Raw genomic sequence first — 23,193 nt, 5'->3', positions numbered from 1 at the left:
TCTTGCTTCAGCTTGGTTTTCTATCTGCATACTATCATATTTCTATTTTGTAGAATCTGTGTGTAATTGACCAAATCCCGATATAATACGCCAAAAAAGGACAAACAATGAAACAATTCGAAAATGTAAATGTGGAACTTGAAGGCAACAGCTATTTTGACGGAGCCGTGACAAGCCGTACAGTCAATTTTCCCGACGGCAGCAGAAAAACACTCGGCTTCATGCTCCCCGGAGAGTATGTGTTCGGTACAGCGGCCGCAGAACATATGGAGATCACTTCGGGTGAACTCGATGTCAAACTGCCGGGCAGCAGCGAATGGATCAGCATCAAAGGCGGAGAGTCCTTTGCTGTGCCTGCGGACAGCAAATTTCAGGTAAAGGTCAAAACAGTTACGGACTATTGCTGTTCTTACCTGTAAACGTCAGCCGTTTCACACTTGCTACACACAAACAAGGTATACTGCGGATAAGAAGGTTAAAAAGAGTGCCTCCTCCCCCTTCTCCCTTTTAAGCACTCACCCCTGAAAAACGGGGTTTTAACCTTCTAAAGTCGGGTGATCTTCCCTTTATATGTACATCCTCCTTGGTACTTTTGTTCAACTCCTGAAAAGATCACCCTGCACTTCCCTGTCAATTTTTGTTTTGCCTGTATGGCTACGCTGCGCTCCGACCATTCCGGTTCCTCTCCTGTGAAGGTGAAGCAGTTCACATATGGTTTCGGCCTGCATGGCTACGCTCCGCTCCGACCATTCCGGTTCCTCTCCTATAAACGTGAAGCAGTTTACGTTTACTTAACGGAGATCACCCCATCCGTGCATTTTTTTGGAGATGAGTACATCGTAGTATTCGAACATATCGTCTATGGTATTGCTTGCGACATAATAGTGCTCTTCAAGCAGCCTTATCCATTCATAGCGTTCCGCATGGTTTTTTTTGGGAAGAAAAATAAGGATATTTCCTGCATTTTTGATAATGGGATGGCACCGTTTTACAAAATCGTCAAGCAGGGTCTCTTCGATCTTCGCCGTGACAAAAACAAAATCATATGTTTTCCCCTGTATCATATAGCGCGGTCTTTCAAGTGTAAACTTCAGGACTTTGACACTGTCCGGGTCCCGGTATTTTTCGGACACTTTTTCATAAAAAGCAGCATCGGTACAGTTGATCTGGTACTCATACCCTTTTTCTTGACAGAAATTACTCAGTACCTCTGTCATTTCCTCTCCGCTGTCGGCAAAATGTGCAATGCGGATCATCGGGTGATCAGGGATGATCTGCAGCAGTTGTTCCAGTTTGGTTTTCTCTATTTTTTTCATAGTGGCAGTGTAGCTAAAAATCAGTCTAAATGTGTATAATGTTTTCAAAAAACGCATCAAGGATTCTATGAATGTTACGTAAAAAGATATATAACCCTGAGTCACAGGAAAAAACTAGTGACCGGAAGATATTCGGCGGTGATCCGACCGGTATTTTTGAACTTAACGATATCAAATATCAGTGGGCCTACAATCTTTGGGAAATGATGCTTAACAATACCTGGTTCCCCAAAGAGGTCGATATGACAAGAGATGTCAATGACTACAAACACTTGACAGATGCGGAGAAACAGGCATACGACAAGGTCCTCGCCCAGCTGATCTTCATGGACTCGCTTCAAACCAACAATATCATTGACAACCTCAACCCCTTTATCACTGCTCCCGAAGTCAATCTCATTCTGGTAAGACAGGCGTTTGAAGAGGCGCTGCATTCCCAGAGTTATGCGGTGATGGTTGACAGTATTTCTACCAATTCCCAGGAGATTTACGAACTCTGGCGACGGGACATGAAGCTCAAGTCAAAGAACGATGCTATAGCAGGTGTGTATGAAGCACTTTCCAAAAACCCGACAGATGAAAATATTGTCAAAGTAATGTTCGCCAACCAGATTCTTGAAGGCATTTACTTTTACAGCGGGTTCACCTACCTTTACACGCTGGCACGTTCGGACAAAATGCTTGGAAGTGCACAAATGATCCGGTTTATACAGAGAGATGAAGTGACACACCTGCTGCTCTTTCAGAATATGATCAATACGACAAAAAAAGAACGTCCGGAACTTTTTACCAAAGAGCTTCTTGATGAGGTGTACCAAATGTTCAGGGATGCCGTCAAACTTGAGTGTGAATGGGGCGCTTATATTACACAGGGACAGATACTCGGGTTGACAGACGAGATCATAGAACAGTATATCAAGTATCTTGCAGACAAGCGCCTGCATGCGGTAGGACTTAAAAAACTGTACAACGCAGAACACCCCATCAAGTGGGTAGACAACTTCTCCCAGTTCAATGACCAGAAAACCAACTTCTTTGAAGGGAATGTGACCAACTATTCCAAGGGAAGTCTTGACCTGGATGACTTTTAGGAGGAAACGATGTTGAGCAGAACACCCAAAACCATGGAGGCAGCTGTCCTCCAGTTCCCTACCCATATACGCTATCAGGAAAATCTCGATAAACTGATCGAGTTGATCGGGATACACCATGACAAGCAGATCATTGTTGCCTCGGAAGTCTGCCTGACGGCATATGACTATGAGCATTTGGAAACAGCGGCAATGTTCTCTGTCAACGCACTTAAAACCCTCAAAAAAGAGATCAATGAACAAATCCTTGTTTTGACACTGATACTCAAAGAGGGAGAAGAATTTGTCAATCAGGCAGTGGTCATACACAGGCACAGGGTGGTCCACCGGCAAAACAAGGTCAAGCTCTTCAAACTGGGAGACGAAGACCTCTATTTTCAGGCAGGCAGGGAGAAAAAAATAAAACCTTTTGAGATCGACGGGGTAAAGTATGCATTGCTGATCTGTTTTGAATTGCGCTTCAAAGAGTTGTGGAAACGTGTGGAAGGGGCCGATATTGTTATTGTCCCTGCCAGATGGGGAAAGCTGCGCAAACAGCATCTTGAGATCCTCTCCCGGGCACTTGCAGTGATGAACCAGTGCTATCTGCTGCTTTCCAACAGTGCCGACTCCGATATGGCAAGATCATCGGCCATTATCGCCCCCAACGGAGATGCTGTCACGGATGACAGCCGGGAAGCCATAGCGGGAACAGTGGATTTTAGAGAAATCAAAAAGATGCGCCGCTATATTGTGATGGATTAGAGGTACCCTTAATTACATTTTGGATAGAATTCTCGCAAGATAAGGCATGAGGGACAGGAAAGAGATGATCAAGGCACGGAACAGACAGCATCTTGTAGAACAAATCGATACACATTTCAAACTTGACGCACATGTCAAGGAGGCGTTTCTGCAGGTGGACAGAGAAGCCTTCGTTCCCAGTGAATTCAGGCATCTTTCTTACAATCTCGATGCGCTCCCTCTGGCGGCAAGCCAATGGATATCTTCTCCTCTGACTGTAGCGAAAATGACACAGCACCTTGAACTCAAAGGGGTGGATTCGGTACTTGAGATCGGATGCGGAAGCGGATACCAGGCTGCCATACTCAGCAAGATCTGCCGCCGTGTTTTTACCATTGAACGTATTGATGAGCTTCTGAAAGAAGCCAAAGCCAGATTTTCACAGCTCGAAATGCACAATATCTTTGCACGTTTTGATGACGGTCAGCGGGGGTGGAAACAGTATGCCCCGTTTGAGAGGATCCTCTTTTCGGCTACAGCAAAAGAGATCCCTGAAGTTCTTTTTGAACAGCTCGCAGAGGGCGGCATTCTCATCGCGCCTGTTGAACAAAGCCCTGACTATCATATTATTACCCGATTCTACAAGAAGAACGGACGTATCACTTCCGAGACCATCGAGCCCTGCCTTTTTGTTCCCGTGCTTGACGGTACCCGGAAGTAAACACACCCTTTCCTTTCTTTCCCTCCCTCTTCAAACAGAAATGTCAACCTTTCATAAAACTTATGTTATGATTTACAAAATTGTAAACAGGGAAGTATATGGAAAAGTTGATGAAACCTGCCGAGTATGCCAAAGAACTCGGTATTTCAAGACAGGCAGTGTACGCAAAGATCAAGCGGGGTATATTGACAGCCAGAAATGTTGACGGCAAACTTTACATCGTAGTTGACAAAGAAGCTGTACCCCCGAAAGTATCATCCTCCGAGGACCTGAAAAAACCGGTACCGGCAAAATCGGCTGCACCTGACACCGAAAACCTTCAGGACTACAAATCCCTTCTGGAAGCCAAAGATGAAACGATTGCCGTGCTCAAAGACACGGTAAAAGATCTCAAAGAGAGCAACAAACAGATCTCTACTACGCTTAGAGGGGAAGTAGACTTGCTTAAAGAAGCATTTCATGAAATGAGAACACTCTATATGCATCAGTTGGAGCACATAGAGAAAGATGATGCCATCGATATCGGTACAGAACATGAAGAATCCGTAACGGAGGAAGCCTGGATCAGTCTTAAAAAGTTCTTTAAACAGTTGAATATCACCAAGAAAAAACAGCAGGAAAAGATGATGAAAGTATTGAAAAAAGCCTATAAAAAAGGTGATTCACGCCTTGTGAAAGAAGAAGGGAAAATAAAGCTCAACCCCTCTGCGGACTATAGGGATTTGCTTAAATAATGCAGCTTCTCAAACAGTTTTCCAGAGAATACAGCCTTTTCCTGGCGATACTCACATTCATAGGCATCAGCTATTTTGAACCTACACTGGTACAAAGTACGGCAGGCAACCTCATCGGCTTCAGTATGCTTTTTGTGGTCATTATCTATGCGGCCATGTCTGTTGCGCACCATGCCGAGATGCTGGCAGAAAAGTTCGGAGAACCCTACGGTACGCTTATTTTGACCATGTCTGCGGTGATCGTTGAGATCGTTATTATCGTCATTATGATGATACATGCCCACAATCCGGAACTGGCACGTGACACTATTTATTCTGCAATTATGCTTGATATCAACGGGCTTTTGGGTATTGCTGCCATCATAGGGGGTATCAAATACGGAGAACAACCCTACAATGTTGATTCGTCCAATTCCTATCTTTCCATGCTGCTTACTGCCATCGGGGTCGCGATGGTTCTTCCCGCATTTATCGATCCTGCCTACCATATGAAGTTCATGCTGTTCAATGTAGTGGTTTTTATCCTTCTTTATATCATTTTTACCCGTGTACAGCTGAAGTCACACAAATATTTCTTTGAATACAGGGAAGAGCCAACCTGCGAAGAGGGAGAAATGTGTGCCGAACATTCCGAAATAAATGCCTGGTACCACTCTGCCAATCTGATCATTTCCATCATTGTCATCGGTGTTCTTGCAGAAATGCTCTCGGTGTTTATGGAAAATACACTCGATATTTTCGGTCTTCCTATGGCCATCGGGGCTGTAGGTGTCGCTGTCATATCGGCTGCACCGGAACTTATTACCGCCGTGAGAGCCGCCATTGACAACCGGATGCAGACAGTGATCAATATTGCACTGGGAGCATCGCTTGCCACGGTTCTTCTGACCATTCCCGCAGTGATCGTTGTCTCTTATTGTCTCGGACTGGAACTTAATCTTTCGCTTACGCCTGTCCAAACTATGATGATCGCCCTGACTCTGCTGGTGAGCATGGTCAACTTCAATGACGGGGAGACCAATGTATTGGAAGGATTTCTTCATTTCATACTGTTTGTCGTGTTTGTATTTTTACTGTTTGTATAAAACGATAGTTTAAAACAGACTTCTTTCCCTGCTTTTTTAGAAAAAGTAGACAAAAATCGTCATCTCGCAAGTGCACGGACGATGCTTTCAGCGTGTTGCTTCGCAATATGCACGCTTTCGCATCTGTGCACCCGGTGCTCGATGACACAAAAATATTCACCTTATTAACGAAACAGGTTCAATAACTTGGCTACAGGATCCTCATCTGTAAGGATCTTCACGGAACGTATATCGTAGCGTGCAAAATGTGCCGCCAGTCTGGTATCGTTCTCTTCGAGCCTTGCACGATAGCGAAGTATGCTTTTTCTGCCGAAATAGGTATCGATACGGTTGTTGTGTCGGGGATCTTCCAGGGTGATCTCTCCCTGTTTCCGGGGGAACTCCTCCTCTCTGTGCCGAATGATCACTGCGATCACTTCATGTTTCTGTGCCAGCAGAGACAAGTCGGTCTCTTCGAGGAAATCCCCCACTATGAACAGTAAAGAAGCTTTGTGCAAACGGGCAAAAAGATCTTTCAGTGCATTCTGTACATCCAGTGCGGTCCCCAGCAGAGGATATTCATAGAGTCTTTCGGAAAAATGCTCAATATGAAACAGTTGTTTTGTGGGAGGGGCCAGCAGGGTTTCCTTCTGGGTATATCCCAGACCTGTAAAGATATCTCCGTTATATTGTGCCGCATAAGAAAGCAGGGTTGCCACTTCAGTGAGTTTCTTCTGTTTAGCATTGTCCTGTGCAAAATAGAGAGAACCATCCATCAAAGCAGCTACCACTACAGAGAGTTCACGGTTCGCATGCAGTTCTTTGATATAGGGTTTCCCCAGTTTGGCTGTAATGGTCCAGTTGATCTTGCGTATATCATCACCCATCTGATATTCCCGAAGCTCCGAGAAATCATAGCCTTCTCCATGCAGTTTGGAAAGATTGTTCCCGCTGAGGAGTGTATATACCTGGTGGCGGGCCTTGAGCTGGAGGGCTTTTAGTGAAGGATTCATGCGGAAACCTCTTTAGTAAAGAGTGAAGTATTTATCATTGATAAAATAATGCTCATATGCTTTATACCTTTATTTCTCAAATTCTCTTCCTCCCACAGCTCTCATGGTTCCGAAGCTGCAAACGTGAAGCAGTTCACGTTTGCTTAACGCTTCTCAGGGTATCGGCAGCGTCTCTACGATCGCGCTGATGACTTCATCTGTACCCATTCCTTTGGCTCTTGCTTCGTATGAAAGTACGATGCGGTGGCGCAGGATATTGTGTACCATATATCCGATATCCGCAGGTGAAACAAAATCGTTCCCTCTCAGGAAAGCTTTGGCTTTGGCTGCTTTGTATAGGTCGATGGAAGCTCTGGGACTGACACCGTACATAATATCCGATGCAATGCGGTCAAGGCCGAATTTTTCAGGGTTTCTCGTCGCTGTGACAAGCCGGACAATATACTGTTCCAGTTCTTTATCGATATGGATATCGTGCACCGCTTGCTGCAATGCAGAGATTTCCTCTTTTTCCAGTACCTGTGTCACTTCGCCAAAGCTTCTGTCTGCTCCTCTGCGCATGATCTCCAGTTCCTCCTCTTCGGAATTGTGGTGTACGACGATCTTCATCATAAAACGGTCAAGCTGTGCTTCCGGAAGGGCATAAACCCCTTCCTGCTCAATGGGGTTTTGTGTTGCCATGACCAGAAAGGGGGAGTCGAGTCTGAAAGTTTCTTCCGCAATGGTCACCTGCCGTTCCTGCATTACTTCGAGCAGGGCAGATTGTACTTTGGCCGGAGCCCGGTTGATTTCATCCGCAAGCAGAAGATTGGTGAAAAGCGGCCCTTTTTTTATGCTGAAAGAGTGGTCCTGCGGGTTATATATCTGTGCCCCTATAATATCCGAAGGCAGGAGGTCGGGGGTGAACTGGATACGTTTGAAGTCCAGTCCTATCGCTTTTGACAGGGCATTGATCGTAGTGGTCTTTGCCAGACCCGGTACCCCCTCTACAAGAATATGCCCGTCGCAAAGCAGGCCGACAAGCAATCCTTCTATCATCATTTCCTGTCCAATGACCGCTTTGCCGAGTTCTGTTTTGAGTAGTGCTATTTTTTTGTTCATTTCATACGCTCCAATACTTCTTGTTTGATCTGTTTTAAATTGATCTTTTCCTCGCTGTACAAGCCTTTCTCAAGCTTTTCTATAGCGGTTTCAAATTGTATGCTGTCCGTTGACATCAGGAGCTGAAGCAATGTTTTTGCATCTTTGCATCGCTCTATTTTTTCTATCAGCGGGTCCTGCTTCTCTCCTGTGACCCTGCGTTTCCATTTCAAAGAAAGGGCAGTCATATAGCCGGCAAAAAAGACGACAATATACCCCAAAAGAGAAGTGAACCAGGAAAAATCGGTATGCAGTGGTTCCGGGTTGTCCGTTTTGTCAACAAGGCTTGTTTTGTCAACGGCATTTATCTTGAAGTGCTGTGCGGGCATTTCAAGAAAATACTCCCTGTGTTTTTCCGGATCGAACGCTTTGAGCCTGATAGCAGGCAGTGTAAAGCTCCTGGCCGCAGAGAGTGCGGCGGTGTAGGTCGCCGTAATGATCGTTCCTTTTTCAGTCGGGACTTTCCTGACGGAAGGTGTATCGCTGAAGTGGGTAAAATGTGTGTTCTTGGGCAATATATCCCGTATGACAGGCGGGTAGCCTCTGCCTTTGATGGTAATTTTGAGAGGGATCGGCTTGTATGCCTCTGACGTATGGGTCTTGATCTGGTAGTCGAGGGTAAAGTTCCCGATGAACTTCACTCCCTTGGGCAAAGGCCTGACATGAAGCGTAAGCGGTCGAATGTGTACGGGGTAGTCTTTTGTATCGAGTTTTTTGAAGTCGTCCCGGTCTCCGGAAGCGAAATAGTGTATCTTCTCGTCCGTGGTTACCCGTTTGGTAAGGGAGAACGTAATGTTGACATCTCCGGTTGTCAGGGGATTGAGCTCGTAAAGATAGTGATGTGACGCATGGTGCAGGGTATTGTCTATGCGTGCATTAATTTGCTTTACTTTGTAGTCTTTACTGGGGTTGACAGCGAACTGGAAGAGCAGTACCGTGTTGGGATTTGTCTGGTTCAGGTCCACCGAGAGCAGTATGGGCTCTTTCAGATAGGGGGTTGAACGGTTCACCTGAATATGATAGGTGAAATCTTCGGCATACAGCGGTATCAGCAGTATGAGCAGCAGCAGAAATTTACCAAGGTTTTGTTTCACGAATGTATCCTTTATTGATCAGGTCATACACCTTTGAACTCAAAGGCTGCTTTTGGGTATTGGGATCAAGCAGCAGTTTGCGTTTCTGCTGTTCTTTCCTGCTTTTTGTATTTTCACCACCGCTTCCGCTGCCTGAACTCGGCTGGTCTTCATTGCGGCTTTTCTTTTTGTTCTCTGTCTGTTCCTGGCTTTTGGAAGCAGCACTGCTTTGTGATTTTGGATGGGCGATACCCAGCCCTGCCGCCTTTTTGTCTGCAAGCAGTGCAACGAGTGCGAGGTTCGCTTCGGCATCTTTGTCTTTGCCGAGCTGCAATGCCTTAGTATAGTATATTTTGGCTTTTTCATACGACTTCTGTTTGGCATAACAATTGGCGATATTGTAATAAAGTTTCTGTTTGACGGCCGGGGAAGTGGTTCGTATGGAAGCAAAATACTTCAATGCCTGAGCATAATCTCCCTCTTTGTAGTAGATGCTGCCCAGGGCAAATCGGCTTTGAAGCGAAGGAGTTTCAACTTTTTTCAGATAGCTTTTTGAGGCGTTCAGGTCATGGGTACGGTAAGCGCGGTAAGCCTGTTCCACCCGATAGCTGTCAAGTATGGAGGCTTCAGCTGTAATGCCGAAAAACAGCAGAGCTGTCAGCAGAAAACGTGCAGCACGTGTATGCAGCAGGATAAAAAGCAGGATAGCAATGAAGAGCGGTATGCCGTAGAGTTCTGTATATCGGTGCTGTTTTTTGGTGATGAAGTGCTGGGTTTTGCTTTCCGCCCTGAGCGTACGGTAGAGTGTCTCAGCCGTAGCTTCCGGTGTAGACGCTGCGGTCATGTACGTGCCGCCGGTCTCTTCGGCAAGCGGTTCCAGTATCGGGTTGATACGTGAAACGATGAGATGTCCTTCTGCATCTTTGAGCAGGGAACCGTCGGCATTTTCAACAGTGCTCCCTGCAACGGTCCCCAGTGCCAGTATGTGCAGATGGATATTGCCTTTTTCGACGATCTTTTCCAGTTTTGCCAGTGCATTCTCTTCTCCCCCGTCCGTGATGAGTACAAGGGTCTTCTCCCGGCTTTTCATTGAAGCTATTGTAGTGAAAAGTTTTTCCAGGGAGGTACCTTTGGTCAAAATATAGTTCAGGTTTAAACTTTTGAGTGCCACCTCTATCAGCTGATGGTCTGTCGTGGGAGGGGAGAGAAGCAGGGGGTTGCTGGTAAAAGCGATCAGCATGATATTGTCTGCGGGATTCTGTTTCAGCAGTGCAGAGATCGTCTCTTTTGCAAAGGTATAACGGTCGGGGTTGATGTCTTTGGCACGCATCGAATAGGAGACATCCAGGGCTATGGTATATTCCTGTGCCTCGATAGGACTTTGGGCAATACCCTGCATGAGCACAGGGCGGCTGAGTGCCAGAACAAGACAGGCAAGAATAATCAGATGAACCGTTTCGACGATCTTTTTTCTGCGGTACCGGAAAAGAATGGCCAGAGGCAGGAGCAGCCAGAGAAAACCGGGATAGAGGATACTCATTGAGAACCTCCGTACAGGAGAGCTCTTTTAGGGTAGAGCACCCATCCCAGGATCAGCAGGAATGCGGTTGTGAGAGGGAAAAATATAAGCAGCCTTTCGTTGAGGTAATTCTCTCCTCTGACAGGACTGGGTTCAAGTGTGTCAATCTCCTTGTATACCTTCTTGAGCTGTTCGGCAGTAGCCGCTGCATAACTTTTTCCCCCGCTCTCTTTGGCGATGGTTTCCAGAAGTGCCCCATCGTAGTCCGAGCGTTTTCCTATACCGATGGTATAAATTTTTATGCCTTTCTTTTTGGCCAGGGCCACCGCGGTTTTGGGAGAATTTTTCCCGGCATTGTGATATCCGTCCGTCAGCAGGATGATCGCTTTGCTTCGTGCCTTCCCGTAGGAAAGTGTGCGTATCGCCTGCATCAGGGCATCACCGATCGCTGTACTCTCCCCTGCGATACCGACCGCAGTCATTTTCAGCATACTGTCAAGTGCAGACAGGTCATAGGTTAAAGGGGAAGCGGTATAGGCGAATGTCCCGAAGATCACCACGCCCATGTTGTCATCAAAACGGTGTTTGATAAAATCTGAAGAGAGGTCCAGTGCGGCTTCATACTTGCTTTTAAAACGGTCTTTTTCACTATATCCGCTTTGTGCCATTGACCCGCTGGCATCGAGTACAAGAATGAGGTCACGGCCTTTTTTCTGATGATTGCCTGCCTCATCATAGACAAACGGTTTTGCGAGTGCCGTTACAAGCAGCGTATAAATAAGCATTTTCAGCCAGGCCTCCCGACTCAGCAGCGCACTTTCTTTTCCTGCCCAGGCAAGTTTGGGGAAATAGTAGTTTTTATTGTACTCCCTACACCACAGAAAACAGGGGAGGAGCAACAACAGTAAAAGAAAATAGGGCGCGCCGAATGTAAAATGCATAGAATGATTCTATCAGCTCTCTATTGATGCGGGGCTGAAAAACACTTCCGAAACATATTACACAGAGTAATAGATGGTCAGTAGGCCGATAAATAACTATCTATTTTATTATCATAATAAAATACATTGAACTTTGACAGAAGAAAGCATGGTACTCAATGTATACTGATGCATAGGGTTTTCGCCTTTTCTTTAATCTATTTGACTATAATACTCTTCATACAGACTTTTACGGGAGTATTTCTTGCGATTTATATTATTTTTGGGTTTCCTGCTCTTTTTTAACCAGGCACTTTTGGCACAGGCACTTTCGGTCGAAACCATCTCTGCCCATATTCAGCATGACCTTCAGACCAAACTCAGCGGAAAGAACAAAACGATCGTGCGGAATCTCTATGCCAGGACAGGGAACAAGCCTTTATGGGTAGGAGCAGCCAACAAAGAGAAAATGAGTCAGCTGATACAGGCACTGAATGAGCCGCTTTACAACTACAAGAACAAAGCGTTTAACCAAAAAACCATCAGAACACTGACCTATATGCTTGACAACAATCAGTTCAGTGCTTCAAAAAAAGCCGCGGTCTACTCCAGATTGGATATTGCATTGAGCAGTGCATTCGTGTATCTGGTACGTTTTGTCGTGCAGGGGGATGTCGACTGGAACCTGGTGCAGCAAAAACTCAAAGCACTGAAACAGAGTGATGACATACGTGCGGACTGGGAAATGTTACCCAAACCTTTTCCCGATGAAGAGGCATTGGCACAGGCTGTTGCAAACGGTACGGTACGGAGCTATCTCGATTCCCTGCTGCCGATGGAGAAGCGTTACAGACGTCTGGTCAAAATGCTGAGAAACTACCGGATCATGGACAAATTCCCCCAGATCAAATACAGCAATAAACCTTTGAAACTCGGAGACAGGTCTTTCCGTGTCAAAGAGATAAAAAGACGGCTTCAGATCTCCGGTGACTATCCTGCAAATGCACCGATCGACTGGAAATTCGACCGCACACTTGAGCGTGCGGTCAAAACCTATCAGAAACGGTATCTGCTTAAAATAAACGGACAGGTGGACAAACGGGTCACCTACTATCTCAACCAGCCTGTCAAAAAGAATATTCAGGCGATCATTACCAACCTGGACAAGACCAAACTCTATCCCAAACGCTTTGAAAAGGAATATGTCGCCGTCAACATCCCCGACTTCAACCTGCGCTATTACAGGAACTATGTTATGCTGATGAAAACAGGTATTGTCGTAGGACGGATCGACCGGCCTACCCCCATTTTCAGTGACAAGATAGAATACATGGTGCTCAACCCGACCTGGACCATCCCGGACAATCTTATTAAAAGGGATCTCATCCATGTACTAAGAGAAAACCCCGCATATCTTGTAGAGAACAATATCCATGTTTTTTCCGGCAGGAAGGAAATCAATGTGACACAGGCAATGCTTGATCCCTACGAACACAGCAGCAAACACGTACCGTACCGTTTTGTGCAGTATCCGGGAGACAACAATGCACTGGGGCGCGTCAAGTTCATGTTCCCCAACAAATATTCTGTATATCTGCATGACACGGACAACAAGTCTCTGCTTACAAGACGTTATAAAATTTACAGTTCAGGCTGTATGAGGGTGGACAAGCCTTTTGCGCTGATGGACCTTCTGCTTGAGCATGCCAAAGGCCACTACAGCCAAGAAGATATCGATGCGATCATTGCTACGAACAAACCTAAAACCATCAGACTGAAACAGCCTATTCCTGTGCATATCCTTTATTTTACGGTATTTGAAGAAGACGGGCTTGCCTACTTTAAAAATGATATTTATCTTTATGACAAGATCATAGAAGAATCGTCAGAAGGACACATGAAAGCAACCTTTACCATGCCAAAAAAACGCATGGGAAGAATAAAAAAGAAAGAGGATGTTCCATTGTCCAACTAACATTATCAAGGAGAGCAGAATGAAATTATTGCGATATGCGGCAGGACTGATGCTGCTGTTGCCCATGGGAGTGTGGGCAGAATATTTTTTTGTCGGTGTACTGGACAAAGATACAGGCTATACCGAACAGATCATGCTCTCCAAAGTCAAGCTGAGATACCTGGAAAGACCCATCAGGAATGCCTGGAAAGAAGGCTACCGGATCACAGATATTTCTCACTCGCCTCGCCGATGGAGCGTGATACTGAGCAAAGGTACCGGTATAGGCAAGCAGACTTATCTGCACCGCCGGTCCATGGCCGATTTTGAAACGGCGATCCGCCATTGGCTCTGCAAAGGATATGCCGTGGTCAATGTGGAAAACGGCGTAGGCGAATGGGTGGCAGTACTTGAAAAAGGCAGCCGCTTCAAAGAGACACACATCGCGGTCAGCCGTGATCTGGACAGTATGAAAAAGATTATTGCCAAACGTAAAAAGCAGGGGTTTGATATGATCGATACGGAAGCGGAAGAGGGATACTGGGTTGTCCTTTTCGCCAAGGGCACAGGGTACCTTTCTCAACGCTATATCCTGTCGGAAAACTGGAATCTCCTTGCCGAAAACATTGATGCCTTCTGGCAGAAGGGATACCGTATTGTCAGCCTTGAATCCGGAGACAACCTGTGGTTTTGTCTTTATGCCAAAGAGAAGAAGCTGCATGACCAGCTCTATATCCGCAGAGAAAACCATGAACGTTTCAGAAAGACAGTGCGCCAATACTGGCAAAAAGGCTACCGGATCACAGATCTTTCGGAAGGCAGAAAGTGAAATATGCTACAATGGTATTTACCAAAACTTATAGAACAGTATTAGACTGAGAAGGAGCGTAGTATGAAAAAGATTTTAATGGTGGCGGCTGCGGTACTCGTGCTCCCTTTGACGGGCATGGCAGCTGATTTCTGGGTAGGCGTTTTTGCCAAAAACACGGGTTATACAGACCAGTCCTACACGACAAGCAAAACTTTGGCACGGCTGAAAACAAAGATAGACAATGAGTGGGCGAGAGGGTATGACCTTATAGATGTTTCTTACGGCCATGATGTCTGGATGGCCCTGTATGCCAAAGGCACAGGCTATACGCAGCAGGCCTATATGCACAGACGTGACCTTAAAAGCTTCAAACAGGGAGTAGAAGCCTACAAGGCAAAAGGGTTTTCCCTGATAAACATTGAATATGGCGCGGGTGACTGGCTTGGCGTATTTGCAAAAGGCGGTAAATATACCAATGTCTCTTTTGGCTATACCCGCTACTTTGAAAATTTTGAAAAGCTTATTCTCAAAAAATGGAAAGAAGGTGCAATGCTGGTTGATGTCGAAGCAGCAGAGGGCTACTGGACCGGTATCTTTGCCAAAAACACCGGTTTTACCGACGAGGCATATGATATGGTAGATGAGTGGGAAGGTGTCAGCCCCCAGATCAAAAAACGCTGGAAGGCAGGCTACCGCATTGTCAATATCGAATATACGGCCGGAGAGTGGTTCCTTCTCTTTGCCCAGTCTCCCCATCCGAGGGAAGAGCTTTTTGCCAACAATAAAGATATCGAAGATTTCAGAAAGTCTATTCGAAAGTATTGGAAGCGAGGCTTTTATCTTGTCGATATTGCCGACGGACGTGACTAGGCAAAGCAGGCTGCTTTGCCAAAATATGACAATATGACATATTTTTCTGTTCTCCTCTGAGGTTGCCCTATACTTTCCCTATGAAAACGATTTCGGAATTACACAACCATGACAAACCCAGAGAGAAACTGCTGAAAAAAGGCGTAAAGGTACTGAAGAACGAAGAGCTGATGGCCGTGCTTCTTGGTTCAGGTGTACAAGGTAAAGACGTCCGGAAACTGGCAAAAGAGATCATTGTGATGATGGATGAGAGCGTTGAGGGGCTCTCGTTTGACAAACTGTGCGGTATCCACGGTCTCGGTACGGCAAAAGCATCACAGATACTTGCTTCGGTAGAACTGGGCAGACGGTATCTCATCCGTACCAGCCGGCGTATTGTCTCTGCCGGAGATGTGTATGAAGCATTGCAATCCTTTGCCGCAAAACAGCAGGAGTATTTTCTCCTCATCACACTTGACGGTGCTTCCCGGCTCATCAATACCAGAACGGTATTCATTGGGACCCTGAACCAGAGTCTGGTGCATCCCCGGGAAATATTTTCAGAAGCCATCGCTGACAGAGCGGCGGGTATCATTGTCGCCCATAACCATCCGTCCGGCACGCTTGAAGCCAGCCGGGCCGATATTCAAGTCACGCAAAGACTGAAAGAGGTTGCAAAGCTGGTAGGGATAGAACTGCTTGACCATGTGATCTTGTCGAAACAAGGGTATTACAGTTTTTCAGACGAGGGCTTGCTGTGATGTTTCCTTGCTGCCTGCTTCATACATGCAAAAGCAGGGCATTGATATCTTCAAGCAGGAGGTCTGGCACTATGCTTCTTTCAAGGTCTCTTTGCTGAAACTTTCCGGTTTTGACGAGAGCCGTCATAAGCCCCGCATCCTGCGCCCCTTTGATGTCTGATTCAATGTCATCGCCTATCATCAGTACTTCGTCGGGTTTCAGCCCCATGGAAGCAACGGCAAGGTGAAAAAAGGTTTCACTCGGTTTCCCTATGATCTTTGCAGACGTTTCGCCGGCAAACTCCAAAGCAGCGATAAAGCCTCCCGCATCCATAGAGAGTGCTCCGTCATCATCCTGAAAATAGCGGTTCTTTGCTGCCGCAACAAGACCGGCACCCCTGTTGAGCGCCCTGAATGCTTTGTTAAGGTGTGCATAGTCGAAGTTGGTAAACGCATCTCCTACGACAACATACTCAGGAGTCTCCGATATGAAATCATCAAAATAAGAACTTGCTTCATCGGTCATTACGGTAAGGGCGGCAGCATTCTTTTCTGTTAAGAATGCTTTGGTGGCGCTCAGTGCGGTGAAGAGTTCTTCTTCTTTTACCGCAAATCCAAAACCGGTCAGTTTTTTGAGCATGGCTTCGGGCAGACGTCTGGTGGTATTGGTAAGAAAGCGGACCGGAAATTGTTTTTGGAGGGCAGCGATGGTTGCAGGCGCACCCTTTATGACCGATGTACCGGTATAGAGTACACCGCCAATGTCAAAAAGCAGTCCTTTGATCTGATTCATGATGACATCCTTTCTGTCCCTACTGTTTTATCAGTGCCTTTACGGCATTATCCTGCTTTTTTGTCTGCGCATTGCTTTTTGCCACGGCGGCTTTTGCATTTTCCAGGGCATTGACACGGCTGTCCATGTACGTGTTCACAGGGTTTTCAACGGATGTTTTTTTATCTGCTCCTGCTGCAGGATTGCTATCGCACCCGTTCAACAGAGAAACAGTACAGATGATACATCCGGACAGTATATATTTATTCATGTATGGTCCTTTTTTTATTTGAGGTATCTTTTAGTATAGCATAATCCAGTGTTTCCATCAAAAGGATCCTTGTGCCTATTTCTTTAGCCTCTTCTTCATTGTGCGTTACATAAACCAGGGTAAAACCAAATGTTTCCTGCAGCCTGACGATCTCTTTTCTCAGGCGAAGGTTAAGTGCTGTGTCGAGGGAGGAAAGCGGTTCATCCATCAGCAGTACTTTGGGGGAAAGAATGAGTGCTCTGGCGAGTGCGACACGCTGCTGTTCACCGCCTGAAAGCTGGTTGATGTGTCTTTCTCCGTACCCGGGAAGACCCATGAGGGACAATAGTTCATCCACGCGTGTATGACGCTTTTTTTTGTCTATGTGTTTCAGCTTTAATCCAAAAGAAATATTTTCTTCTACCGTCATATGCGGCCATAATGCCAAGTCCTGAAAAACCATGCCGACTTCTCTTTTGTTCGGGGCAACGACAGCCGTGCCCGGACGGCTTATGGTCTTCCGGTCTATCTTTATCTCTCCTGTCGTCGGTACGATCAGGCCGGCGATCAGCCGCAGCAATGAAGTCTTGCCGCTGCCTGATGCACCAAGGATGACCAGCCGCTCTTTACGCCCAATGGTCAGGTCAAAAGGCTTCAGGACCGGTTTGTCCTCATAGGTCAGGGAAACATGTTGAAATTCAATCATGGGGATCCTTTGTAAAATATCCCAGTACCAAAAGCGGCAGCAGTGACATCAAAATCATGATCACGCTGAGCGCCGCGATCATCCCGGGTTCGCCATTGGCCATCTGTGTTAAAATATAGATGGGAAGTGTGTCGTAACCGGGAGGGTAAAGCAGCATGGTCATGGTCGTTTCGCGAAGCGAAAAGATGAAACCGATCACCCAGGCGATCAGCAAAGCTTTTTTTGAAAGCGGCGCAAGAATAAAACGCAGGACCTGAAACGGGTTCGCCCCTGCTAGCTGTGCAGCTTCTACCTGGGAATGCGGTATCTGTCCAAGGCGATTCTGGGTGATTTTGGCAGTCAGTGCAAGGTATTTTCCCAGGTAGGCGAACAGTATGATCAGCGGGGTGCCGTAGATGAAGTTCGTATAGGGGGTATTCCAGAAAAGGATTAGGGCAATACCGGTCACGGTAGCAGGCAGGGAGAACATAAAGATCAGCACAGCATCATAAAAACGGTGGGCGAACATCCGTTCGGTCAGTAGATAGCCGCTGAAAAAACCGAAAACCATCAGAGCCGTCGCTCCGAGTGTTGCATACAGATAGCTTCGCAAGATCGGCTGATAGGCTTTTGTCAAGGCTTCTGCCCACAGGTGAATGTCGGTAGCTTCAGCAAAAAGATGCGCAAGAGGGAGCAGTACGGTGAGACTGATCAAAAGCAGTATCATGATCAGTAGGGGTATCCGGGTGTTTTCCAGGTTGATTTTTTCAATGCTGTAGGCTGTGTCAAAACGCCAGAGGTGCTTATGCCGTCCAAACTGCTCTGCCGCAAGTACAAGCAGTGCGACAATGACCATGGGTACAGCCAGTACGGTAGCTGTTTTAAAGTCATAAAAGGCACTGAAATAGGTGAAACTTTCCAGAGAGAATACATCAAATCTCAGAAAATTTGCTACGCTCTGTTCTCCGAAAGTGAGAATGAACACCAGTAAAAAAGAGAGTATGACAGCAGGGAAAAGAAGCGGCAGTGTAATGTAGCGCAGTACCTGGGGCCATCCCGTCATCAGACGTGCAGCCTCCTCGAACCGGGGGTTGATCTGTGTTAAAAAAAGCATTGATAAAAGCATGGGAATGGGCAGATAGGTACAGAACAATACCCAGGATGTCCCCCAGAAACCAAAGAGCAGTTCTCCCCAGAAGCCTTCTCTGCCAAGGACTTCGTACCATCCAAGGGCGAGTATATAGGGAGGGATCAGCAGCGGCAGTGTCAGAAGCATGACCAAAACATAGCTCCCGGGCAGTTTTGTTTTACCCAGTACAATACCGAGTACTGTGCCGGCAAACGTACTGGCTGCTGCAACAAGCAGTGAGAGCAGCAGCGAGTTTTGAAAACTTGTAAGGCTGCTGTCCTGAAAGAGCACTTTGTAGGCGGAGAAGTCAAAATTCCCATGGCTGAAGAAAGTATGGAACACCATCGAGAGTACCGGCAGCAATGTAGCGGTGAAGAGAAACGCGACAGTCAGAAAAATCAGGAGCCGCCACGTCATATTAGCTTCCGGACAGCCACTGTTTCAGCCAGGGTTGGATGGCAATCAGCTTCTGCGCCACCTTTCCGTAATCGACCTGCATTACTTTGATCTGCCCTATCGGCTTGAGGTCTTTGGGTATTGCCACTCCCCTGTGCAGGGGGATCTGGGCACAGTCGGCGAACGCAAGCTTGTGTTCACTCTGTTTGCTCAGCAGATAGTCTATCAGCCGTTTGGCTGCTTTTGGGTGCGGTGCCCCCTTGATAAGCATGACCGTATTCGGCACAACAAATGCACCTATACCTCCTGCCTGCTGGTCAGGATAGACGAACGAGACCGGCGCGTGCTGTTTCAGGCGGCTCATCGCATCGTCACTGTCCACAAGGGAGAAGTCATACTGCCCGCCTGCCACAAGGTCGGCACTTTCCCCGTTGCTGGTAGAGACAGCAATACGGTTGGCTTTGAGTGCCTGCATAAAATGTTTGGCTTTTGGATCACCCCAGAGGGTAAAAAGTGCGGCGATGTGGGAGGTGGTCGTACCGAAAAGCGGGTTGGCAATGACCCCTTTGCCTTTGAATTTCGGGTTGGCATAGTCGAGAATGGATGTTGGTTTTACTTTTGTTTTGTTGTTGACGATAAAGAGTCGTATTCGTGCCGAAAACCCTGTCCAGTAATGCGCTTTTTCTTTAAAAAGTGCAGGTATGCCCTGGGCATTTCGGCTTTCGTAGGGGGTGAGTATCCCTTTGTGTTTCAGTACTTCCGCACGGATGGGTTCATTGGCCCAGTAGACATCTGCCTGTGGATTGTTCTTTTCTGCAAGCAGGCGGTTCATCACCCCGGTTCCCTTGGATTCTTCCGTATCGTAGACGGCATTGACATGAATGCCTGTTGCCCTTTCAAAATCTTTCAGGATCGGCTCTGAAAAGACTTGATCTTCCGAGACATAGACTGTCACACTATTTCGGGAAGCATGTTCCGTACTGCAGGAAACAAGCAATAGCACTCCGAGCAAAAGCAAAAAAAGATATTTCTTCTCAGTCACCACAGGTATAACCTCCTTTTTTTCAGTACAGAAAACGGTTTCTGATATTATTATAGCTTGACCTCAGTTTATCTGGGGTTAACCCAAATCCAAAATAGAAATTCAGCATTTTGGATAACCATCGATGAACCTATGGGTGCACTTCAGGGCTTTGACAGAGAGACAGAGTATGACATGTCTTTATTGACCTATGAATAGACCACTTTAAGTCAATATAAATAACTCTACATATTTTTACGCTAAAATATATCAACTTGATAAGGGACGAGAATGACAGAACAAAAGTTTTTACAAGACTTGGAAAAGAAGCTGTGGACATCAGCCAACAAACTGCTGCCTTCACTTGATGCCGCAGTCTATAAGCATGTGGTGCTGGGGATGGTCTTTTTGAAGTATGTCTCCGACAGCTTTGAAACACGTCGGCAGGAGTTGATGGCTGCGTTTAGAAACCCTGAGAATGACTACTATCTGGGTGAAGACTCTGATGATTTCATAGAAGAGGAGCTGGAGAACAGGGACTACTACACGGAGAAGAATGTCTTTTGGGTACCTGCTGCGGCTCGTTGGCAGTACCTTCAGGACAACATCCGTCTTTCACTTGGTTCTGCGCTTCCTCTTGGTGGTGAGTTCAAAGGTGCGGGGAAGATGCTCGATGACACGATGGAACTGATAGAAAAAGAGAACCCCAAGCTCAAACGCATCCTCAACAAGAACTATGCACAGCTACAGATAGAGCAGAACAAGCTTGCTGATCTGCTAGACCTCATAGCAACGATCCCTTTTGCTCATGAAACACTCAAAGCCAAAGATATACTTGGTCATGTGTACGAATACTTTCTGGGACAGTTCGCAGCAGCCGAGGGCAAGAAAGGCGGGCAGTTCTATACGCCAAAGTCCATTGTCAATCTCATTGTTGAGATGGTAGAGCCGTTCAAAGGCAGAGTCTATGACCCCGCTATGGGTTCGGGCGGGTTTTTCATCTCTTCGGAGAAGTTCATAGAGGAGCACAGCGGGAAGATCAAAGACATCTCCGTTTACGGTCAGGAGTCCAACCCGACCACATGGAGACTGGCGGCGATGAATATGGCGATCCGTGGCATTGACTTCGACTTCGGCAAAGAGCCCGGCGATACCTTCACCAAAGACCAGCACCCAGACCTGAAAGCCGACTATGTGCTTGCCAACCCTCCCTTCAATCAGGACGAGTGGTGGGATGGTTCTTTGGAGGGTGACGCACGGTGGAAGTATGGTACACCGCCAAAGGGTAACGGGAACTATGCATGGATGCAGCACATGCTCTACCACACCAGCCCCAACGGTGTTGTGGGTCTTGTGCTTGCCAATGGAAGTCTCAGTACCACGTCAGGCGGAGAGAGGGAGATACGGGAAGCCATCGTCAAAGCGGACTTGGTCGAAGCCATTGTCGCTCTGCCGTCACAGCTCTTTGCCAACACACAGATACCTGCCTGTATTTGGATACTTAACAAGAAGAAGGCTCAAAAAGGTAAGACGCTGTTCATCGATGCAAGAGAAGTGGGGCACATGATCGACCGCAAGCAGAAAGCCTTTGATGATGCCGACACAAAAGGCATTGCCGATACTTTCCATGCATTTAGGAGAGGTGAAGATGTCAATGAGCTTGGGGCGTTTTATAGTGCGACGACGGAGGAGATAGCAAAACAAGAGTACATTCTGACTCCAGGTCGATATGTGGGTGTGGCGGAAGAAGAGGATGATGGTGTGCCGTTTTCTGAGAAGATGGCGATACTGACTACAATGCTTGATGAACAATTTACAGAGTCTCGTAAGCTTGAAGATGAGATACGGAAAAATTTATCGGCTTTGGGGTATGAGATATGAGTGAAATGATTATTTATGAAGATGGGAATGTTAGTCTAGAGGTATCATTTGAGAATAAGACAGTATGGTTAGATGCTAATGACATTGCCGCTATCTTTGATGTGAATCGTCCAGCGATTGTAAAACATATTGGAAATATTTACAAAAGCGGTGAGCTTGAGAAAAAATCAACTTGTTCCATTTTGGAACAGGTTGCGAAAGATGGTAAAAAAAGAAAGAAAAACTTTTACAATCTCGACATGATTATATCTGTAGGATACAGGGTTAATTCAAAAAAAGCGACCTATTTTAGGAGATGGGCTACAGATGTACTCAATAGATACCTCCTCCAAGGCTACGCTCTCGATCATGAGCGACTCCAAAAAGAGAAATTTGCAGAACTTGAGCGGACGATTGAAACGATCAAACAGGCAGTAGAGAGCCGTGCATTGGCGGAGGATGAAGCCAAAGGGTTTATAGAGATCATTGGGAATTATGCCAAAAGTTGGGCACTGCTGCAGGGGTACGATGAACAGACACTTCCGGAAGTGACTGAGACACAGGATATCCTGTTTGCATTGGGGTATGATGAAGCGAAAGAAGCAATAGCCGCTCTCAAAGAGACGCTCATGTCCAAAGGTGAAGCGACGGTGCTTTTTGGTCAGGAAAAAGCCGGAGAGTTCAAAGGCAACCTACTCAACATATATCAGTCTTTTGGCGGAGAAGACCTGTTGCCATCTGTTGAACAAAAGGCGGCAAATTTACTTTATTATGTAGTCAAAGGGCATCCGTTCAACGACGGTAATAAGCGTATAGGGGCGTATCTATTCGTACTCTTTCTGCATAAAAACGGCATCCTCCATAAAGCCAACGGTGAAGCCAAGATCAACGATAACGCCTTGGCAGCACTAACCCTGCTTGTGGCTACCTCTATGCCGGAACAAAAAGAGATCATTATTCGCTTGGTTATGAACATGTTAGTGGAAGGGGTTTAGGATGATGTGTGAGATTAAGAAGAACTTGGCGGGGCTTGGGTATGAGGTCTGAGTGGAAAGAACTTTCAATTGAAAATTTAAAATCTGATAAGAAAAATGCTATTGCAATGGGACCTTTTGGCTCAAGAATTAAAGCTGAAAATTTTACTAATGCTGGTATTCCTATAATTAAAGGCACAAACCTTAATGGTGACTTTATCAATGAAGATAAATACGATTTCTTAACAGAAGAAAAAGCTGATGAACTGAAAGCTTCTAATGCTTTCCCCTTAGATATAGTTATTACTCATCGAGGAACTATAGGACAAGTTGGTTTAATTCCAAAGAACTCAAAATATAAACGCTATGTTGTCTCTCAAAGTCAATTAAAAGTTACATTAGACCAAGAGAAGATGAACCCCTACTACTTGTATTATT

General features: G+C 46.3%; 25 protein-coding genes. 13 read left to right on the top strand and 12 right to left on the bottom strand.

All coding sequences use genetic code 11. The features are described from left to right. The first annotated feature begins 107 nt into the window (after window positions 1–107). Entirely contained in the window at window positions 108–419 is a 312-nt protein-coding gene (locus tag F8L24_RS00465; RefSeq protein WP_294950938.1) for a pyrimidine/purine nucleoside phosphorylase, read from the top strand. Between the two features lie 177 nt (window positions 420–596). On the opposite strand, the gene F8L24_RS00460 is transcribed toward F8L24_RS00465, so the two are convergent. Beyond that, a complete protein-coding gene (locus tag F8L24_RS00460) occupies window positions 597–728 on the bottom strand; it encodes a hypothetical protein (protein ID WP_294950937.1) in 132 nt (43 codons plus the stop codon). Between the two features lie 63 nt (window positions 729–791). Next, on the bottom strand, window positions 792–1,316 hold the full coding sequence (locus F8L24_RS00455; RefSeq protein WP_294950936.1) for a hypothetical protein: 525 nt from the start codon (window positions 1,314–1,316) through the stop codon (window positions 792–794). A gap of 71 nt (window positions 1,317–1,387) precedes the next feature. Here F8L24_RS00455 and F8L24_RS00450 point away from each other — a divergent pair, with 71 nt between their 5' ends. The 5 genes from F8L24_RS00450 to F8L24_RS00430 all read left to right on the top strand — a co-directional run bounded on the left by F8L24_RS00450 (window position 1,388) and on the right by F8L24_RS00430 (window position 5,670). Then, window positions 1,388–2,407, top strand: a complete 1,020-nt coding sequence (locus F8L24_RS00450) for a ribonucleotide-diphosphate reductase subunit beta (protein WP_294950935.1) — start codon at window positions 1,388–1,390, stop codon at window positions 2,405–2,407. Window positions 2,408–2,416: 9 nt separating this feature from the next. Further along, window positions 2,417–3,151, top strand: coding sequence for a carbon-nitrogen hydrolase family protein (locus F8L24_RS00445; protein WP_294950934.1), 735 nt, complete (start codon window positions 2,417–2,419; stop codon window positions 3,149–3,151). 64 nt (window positions 3,152–3,215) lie between these two features. After that, on the top strand, window positions 3,216–3,851 hold the full coding sequence (locus F8L24_RS00440) for a protein-L-isoaspartate(D-aspartate) O-methyltransferase (protein ID WP_294950933.1): 636 nt from the start codon (window positions 3,216–3,218) through the stop codon (window positions 3,849–3,851). A gap of 98 nt (window positions 3,852–3,949) precedes the next feature. Then, window positions 3,950–4,585 (top strand): DUF3972 domain-containing protein, encoded by a 636-nt coding sequence (locus F8L24_RS00435; protein WP_294950932.1) that lies wholly within the window; start codon window positions 3,950–3,952, stop codon window positions 4,583–4,585. Further along, window positions 4,585–5,670: a calcium:proton antiporter gene (locus F8L24_RS00430; protein WP_294950931.1), complete on the top strand. Its 1,086-nt coding sequence runs from the start codon at window positions 4,585–4,587 to the stop codon at window positions 5,668–5,670. Before F8L24_RS00435 ends, F8L24_RS00430 begins: the two co-directional genes overlap by 1 nt. A 164-nt stretch (window positions 5,671–5,834) precedes the next feature. On the opposite strand, the gene F8L24_RS00425 is transcribed toward F8L24_RS00430, so the two are convergent. From F8L24_RS00425 to F8L24_RS00405, 5 genes are all read right to left on the bottom strand, one after another. Then, window positions 5,835–6,662, bottom strand: a complete 828-nt coding sequence (locus F8L24_RS00425; protein ID WP_294950930.1) for a DUF58 domain-containing protein — start codon at window positions 6,660–6,662, stop codon at window positions 5,835–5,837. Window positions 6,663–6,815: 153 nt separating this feature from the next. Then, on the bottom strand, window positions 6,816–7,763 hold the full coding sequence (locus F8L24_RS00420) for a MoxR family ATPase (RefSeq protein WP_294950929.1): 948 nt from the start codon (window positions 7,761–7,763) through the stop codon (window positions 6,816–6,818). Then, window positions 7,760–8,896: a hypothetical protein gene (locus F8L24_RS00415; RefSeq protein WP_294950928.1), complete on the bottom strand. Its 1,137-nt coding sequence runs from the start codon at window positions 8,894–8,896 to the stop codon at window positions 7,760–7,762. Before F8L24_RS00415 ends, F8L24_RS00420 begins: the two co-directional genes overlap by 4 nt. Then, window positions 8,877–10,415, bottom strand: coding sequence for a VWA domain-containing protein (locus tag F8L24_RS00410; protein WP_294950927.1), 1,539 nt, complete (start codon window positions 10,413–10,415; stop codon window positions 8,877–8,879). Before F8L24_RS00410 ends, F8L24_RS00415 begins: the two co-directional genes overlap by 20 nt. Beyond that, entirely contained in the window at window positions 10,412–11,335 is a 924-nt protein-coding gene (locus F8L24_RS00405) for a VWA domain-containing protein (RefSeq protein WP_294950926.1), read from the bottom strand. The genes F8L24_RS00410 and F8L24_RS00405 overlap by 4 nt, the downstream gene beginning before the upstream one ends. 244 nt (window positions 11,336–11,579) lie before the next feature. Between F8L24_RS00405 and F8L24_RS00400 the strand changes: the two genes are divergently transcribed. From F8L24_RS00400 to radC, 4 genes are all read left to right on the top strand, one after another. Then, the gene (locus F8L24_RS00400) at window positions 11,580–13,289 is read left to right on the top strand and encodes a L,D-transpeptidase family protein (RefSeq protein WP_294950925.1); all 1,710 of its coding nucleotides are present in this window, start codon (window positions 11,580–11,582) and stop codon (window positions 13,287–13,289) included. Window positions 13,290–13,308: 19 nt separating this feature from the next. Next, the gene (locus F8L24_RS00395; RefSeq protein ID WP_294950924.1) at window positions 13,309–14,097 is read left to right on the top strand and encodes a hypothetical protein; all 789 of its coding nucleotides are present in this window, start codon (window positions 13,309–13,311) and stop codon (window positions 14,095–14,097) included. A 63-nt stretch (window positions 14,098–14,160) separates the two neighbouring features. Then, on the top strand, window positions 14,161–14,949 hold the full coding sequence (locus F8L24_RS00390) for a hypothetical protein (RefSeq protein ID WP_294950923.1): 789 nt from the start codon (window positions 14,161–14,163) through the stop codon (window positions 14,947–14,949). Window positions 14,950–15,029: 80 nt separating this feature from the next. Further along, window positions 15,030–15,689, top strand: a complete 660-nt coding sequence (gene radC, locus F8L24_RS00385) for a DNA repair protein RadC (RefSeq protein WP_294950922.1) — start codon at window positions 15,030–15,032, stop codon at window positions 15,687–15,689. 19 nt (window positions 15,690–15,708) lie between these two features. On the opposite strand, the gene F8L24_RS00380 is transcribed toward radC, so the two are convergent. From F8L24_RS00380 to F8L24_RS00360, 5 genes are read right to left on the bottom strand one after another with little or no spacing between them, the layout of a single operon-like run. After that, a complete protein-coding gene (locus F8L24_RS00380; protein WP_294950921.1) occupies window positions 15,709–16,461 on the bottom strand; it encodes a TIGR01458 family HAD-type hydrolase in 753 nt (250 codons plus the stop codon). 19 nt (window positions 16,462–16,480) lie between these two features. Next, window positions 16,481–16,711 carry a hypothetical protein gene (locus F8L24_RS00375; protein ID WP_294950920.1) on the bottom strand — a complete coding sequence of 77 codons (231 nt, stop codon included), beginning with the start codon at window positions 16,709–16,711 and terminating at the stop codon, window positions 16,481–16,483. Then, window positions 16,704–17,396, bottom strand: a complete 693-nt coding sequence (locus F8L24_RS00370; RefSeq protein WP_294950919.1) for an ABC transporter ATP-binding protein — start codon at window positions 17,394–17,396, stop codon at window positions 16,704–16,706. Before F8L24_RS00370 ends, F8L24_RS00375 begins: the two co-directional genes overlap by 8 nt. Next, a complete protein-coding gene (locus F8L24_RS00365; RefSeq protein ID WP_294950918.1) occupies window positions 17,389–18,921 on the bottom strand; it encodes an ABC transporter permease subunit in 1,533 nt (510 codons plus the stop codon). The genes F8L24_RS00370 and F8L24_RS00365 overlap by 8 nt, the downstream gene beginning before the upstream one ends. Window position 18,922: 1 nt before the next feature. Then, window positions 18,923–19,942 (bottom strand): extracellular solute-binding protein, encoded by a 1,020-nt coding sequence (locus tag F8L24_RS00360; RefSeq protein ID WP_294950917.1) that lies wholly within the window; start codon window positions 19,940–19,942, stop codon window positions 18,923–18,925. Window positions 19,943–20,212: 270 nt separating this feature from the next. Here F8L24_RS00360 and F8L24_RS00355 point away from each other — a divergent pair, with 270 nt between their 5' ends. The 3 genes from F8L24_RS00355 to F8L24_RS00345 all read left to right on the top strand — a co-directional run. Further along, a complete protein-coding gene (locus F8L24_RS00355; protein ID WP_294950916.1) occupies window positions 20,213–21,802 on the top strand; it encodes a class I SAM-dependent DNA methyltransferase in 1,590 nt (529 codons plus the stop codon). Next, entirely contained in the window at window positions 21,799–22,776 is a 978-nt protein-coding gene (gene rhuM, locus F8L24_RS00350; protein ID WP_294950915.1) for a RhuM family protein, read from the top strand. Before F8L24_RS00355 ends, rhuM begins: the two co-directional genes overlap by 4 nt. An 8-nt stretch (window positions 22,777–22,784) precedes the next feature. Beyond that, window positions 22,785–23,193, top strand: a 409-nt coding sequence (locus F8L24_RS00345) for a restriction endonuclease subunit S (RefSeq protein WP_294950914.1), incomplete at its 3' end; no start/stop codon positions are given.

The sequence above is a fragment of the Sulfurovum sp. genome, assembly GCF_015493435.1.
In the GTDB taxonomy this organism is placed as follows: Bacteria; Campylobacterota; Campylobacteria; order Campylobacterales; family Sulfurovaceae; genus Sulfurovum.
This window is presented reverse-complemented; position numbering and strand designations above follow the sequence as displayed.

Excerpts from the sequence above, each read along its gene's own strand:
- F8L24_RS00465 (WP_294950938.1), top strand. The coding sequence starts at position 108 with ATGAAACAATTCGAAAATGTAAATGTGGAACTTGAAGGCAACAGCTAT.
- F8L24_RS00460 (WP_294950937.1), bottom strand. The coding sequence starts at position 728 with ATGCAGGCCGAAACCATATGTGAACTGCTTCACCTTCACAGGAGAGGA.
- F8L24_RS00455 (WP_294950936.1), bottom strand. The coding sequence starts at position 1,316 with ATGAAAAAAATAGAGAAAACCAAACTGGAACAACTGCTGCAGATCATC.
- F8L24_RS00450 (WP_294950935.1), top strand. The coding sequence starts at position 1,388 with ATGTTACGTAAAAAGATATATAACCCTGAGTCACAGGAAAAAACTAGT.
- F8L24_RS00445 (WP_294950934.1), top strand. The coding sequence starts at position 2,417 with ATGTTGAGCAGAACACCCAAAACCATGGAGGCAGCTGTCCTCCAGTTC.
- F8L24_RS00440 (WP_294950933.1), top strand. The coding sequence starts at position 3,216 with ATGATCAAGGCACGGAACAGACAGCATCTTGTAGAACAAATCGATACA.
- F8L24_RS00435 (WP_294950932.1), top strand. The coding sequence starts at position 3,950 with ATGGAAAAGTTGATGAAACCTGCCGAGTATGCCAAAGAACTCGGTATT.
- F8L24_RS00430 (WP_294950931.1), top strand. The coding sequence starts at position 4,585 with ATGCAGCTTCTCAAACAGTTTTCCAGAGAATACAGCCTTTTCCTGGCG.
- F8L24_RS00425 (WP_294950930.1), bottom strand. The coding sequence starts at position 6,662 with ATGAATCCTTCACTAAAAGCCCTCCAGCTCAAGGCCCGCCACCAGGTA.
- F8L24_RS00420 (WP_294950929.1), bottom strand. The coding sequence starts at position 7,763 with ATGAACAAAAAAATAGCACTACTCAAAACAGAACTCGGCAAAGCGGTC.
- F8L24_RS00410 (WP_294950927.1), bottom strand. The coding sequence starts at position 10,415 with ATGAGTATCCTCTATCCCGGTTTTCTCTGGCTGCTCCTGCCTCTGGCC.
- F8L24_RS00405 (WP_294950926.1), bottom strand. The coding sequence starts at position 11,335 with ATGCATTTTACATTCGGCGCGCCCTATTTTCTTTTACTGTTGTTGCTC.
- F8L24_RS00395 (WP_294950924.1), top strand. The coding sequence starts at position 13,309 with ATGAAATTATTGCGATATGCGGCAGGACTGATGCTGCTGTTGCCCATG.
- F8L24_RS00390 (WP_294950923.1), top strand. The coding sequence starts at position 14,161 with ATGAAAAAGATTTTAATGGTGGCGGCTGCGGTACTCGTGCTCCCTTTG.
- radC (WP_294950922.1), top strand. The coding sequence starts at position 15,030 with ATGAAAACGATTTCGGAATTACACAACCATGACAAACCCAGAGAGAAA.
- F8L24_RS00380 (WP_294950921.1), bottom strand. The coding sequence starts at position 16,461 with ATGAATCAGATCAAAGGACTGCTTTTTGACATTGGCGGTGTACTCTAT.
- F8L24_RS00375 (WP_294950920.1), bottom strand. The coding sequence starts at position 16,711 with ATGAATAAATATATACTGTCCGGATGTATCATCTGTACTGTTTCTCTG.
- F8L24_RS00370 (WP_294950919.1), bottom strand. The coding sequence starts at position 17,396 with ATGATTGAATTTCAACATGTTTCCCTGACCTATGAGGACAAACCGGTC.
- F8L24_RS00365 (WP_294950918.1), bottom strand. The coding sequence starts at position 18,921 with ATGACGTGGCGGCTCCTGATTTTTCTGACTGTCGCGTTTCTCTTCACC.
- F8L24_RS00355 (WP_294950916.1), top strand. The coding sequence starts at position 20,213 with ATGACAGAACAAAAGTTTTTACAAGACTTGGAAAAGAAGCTGTGGACA.
- rhuM (WP_294950915.1), top strand. The coding sequence starts at position 21,799 with ATGAGTGAAATGATTATTTATGAAGATGGGAATGTTAGTCTAGAGGTA.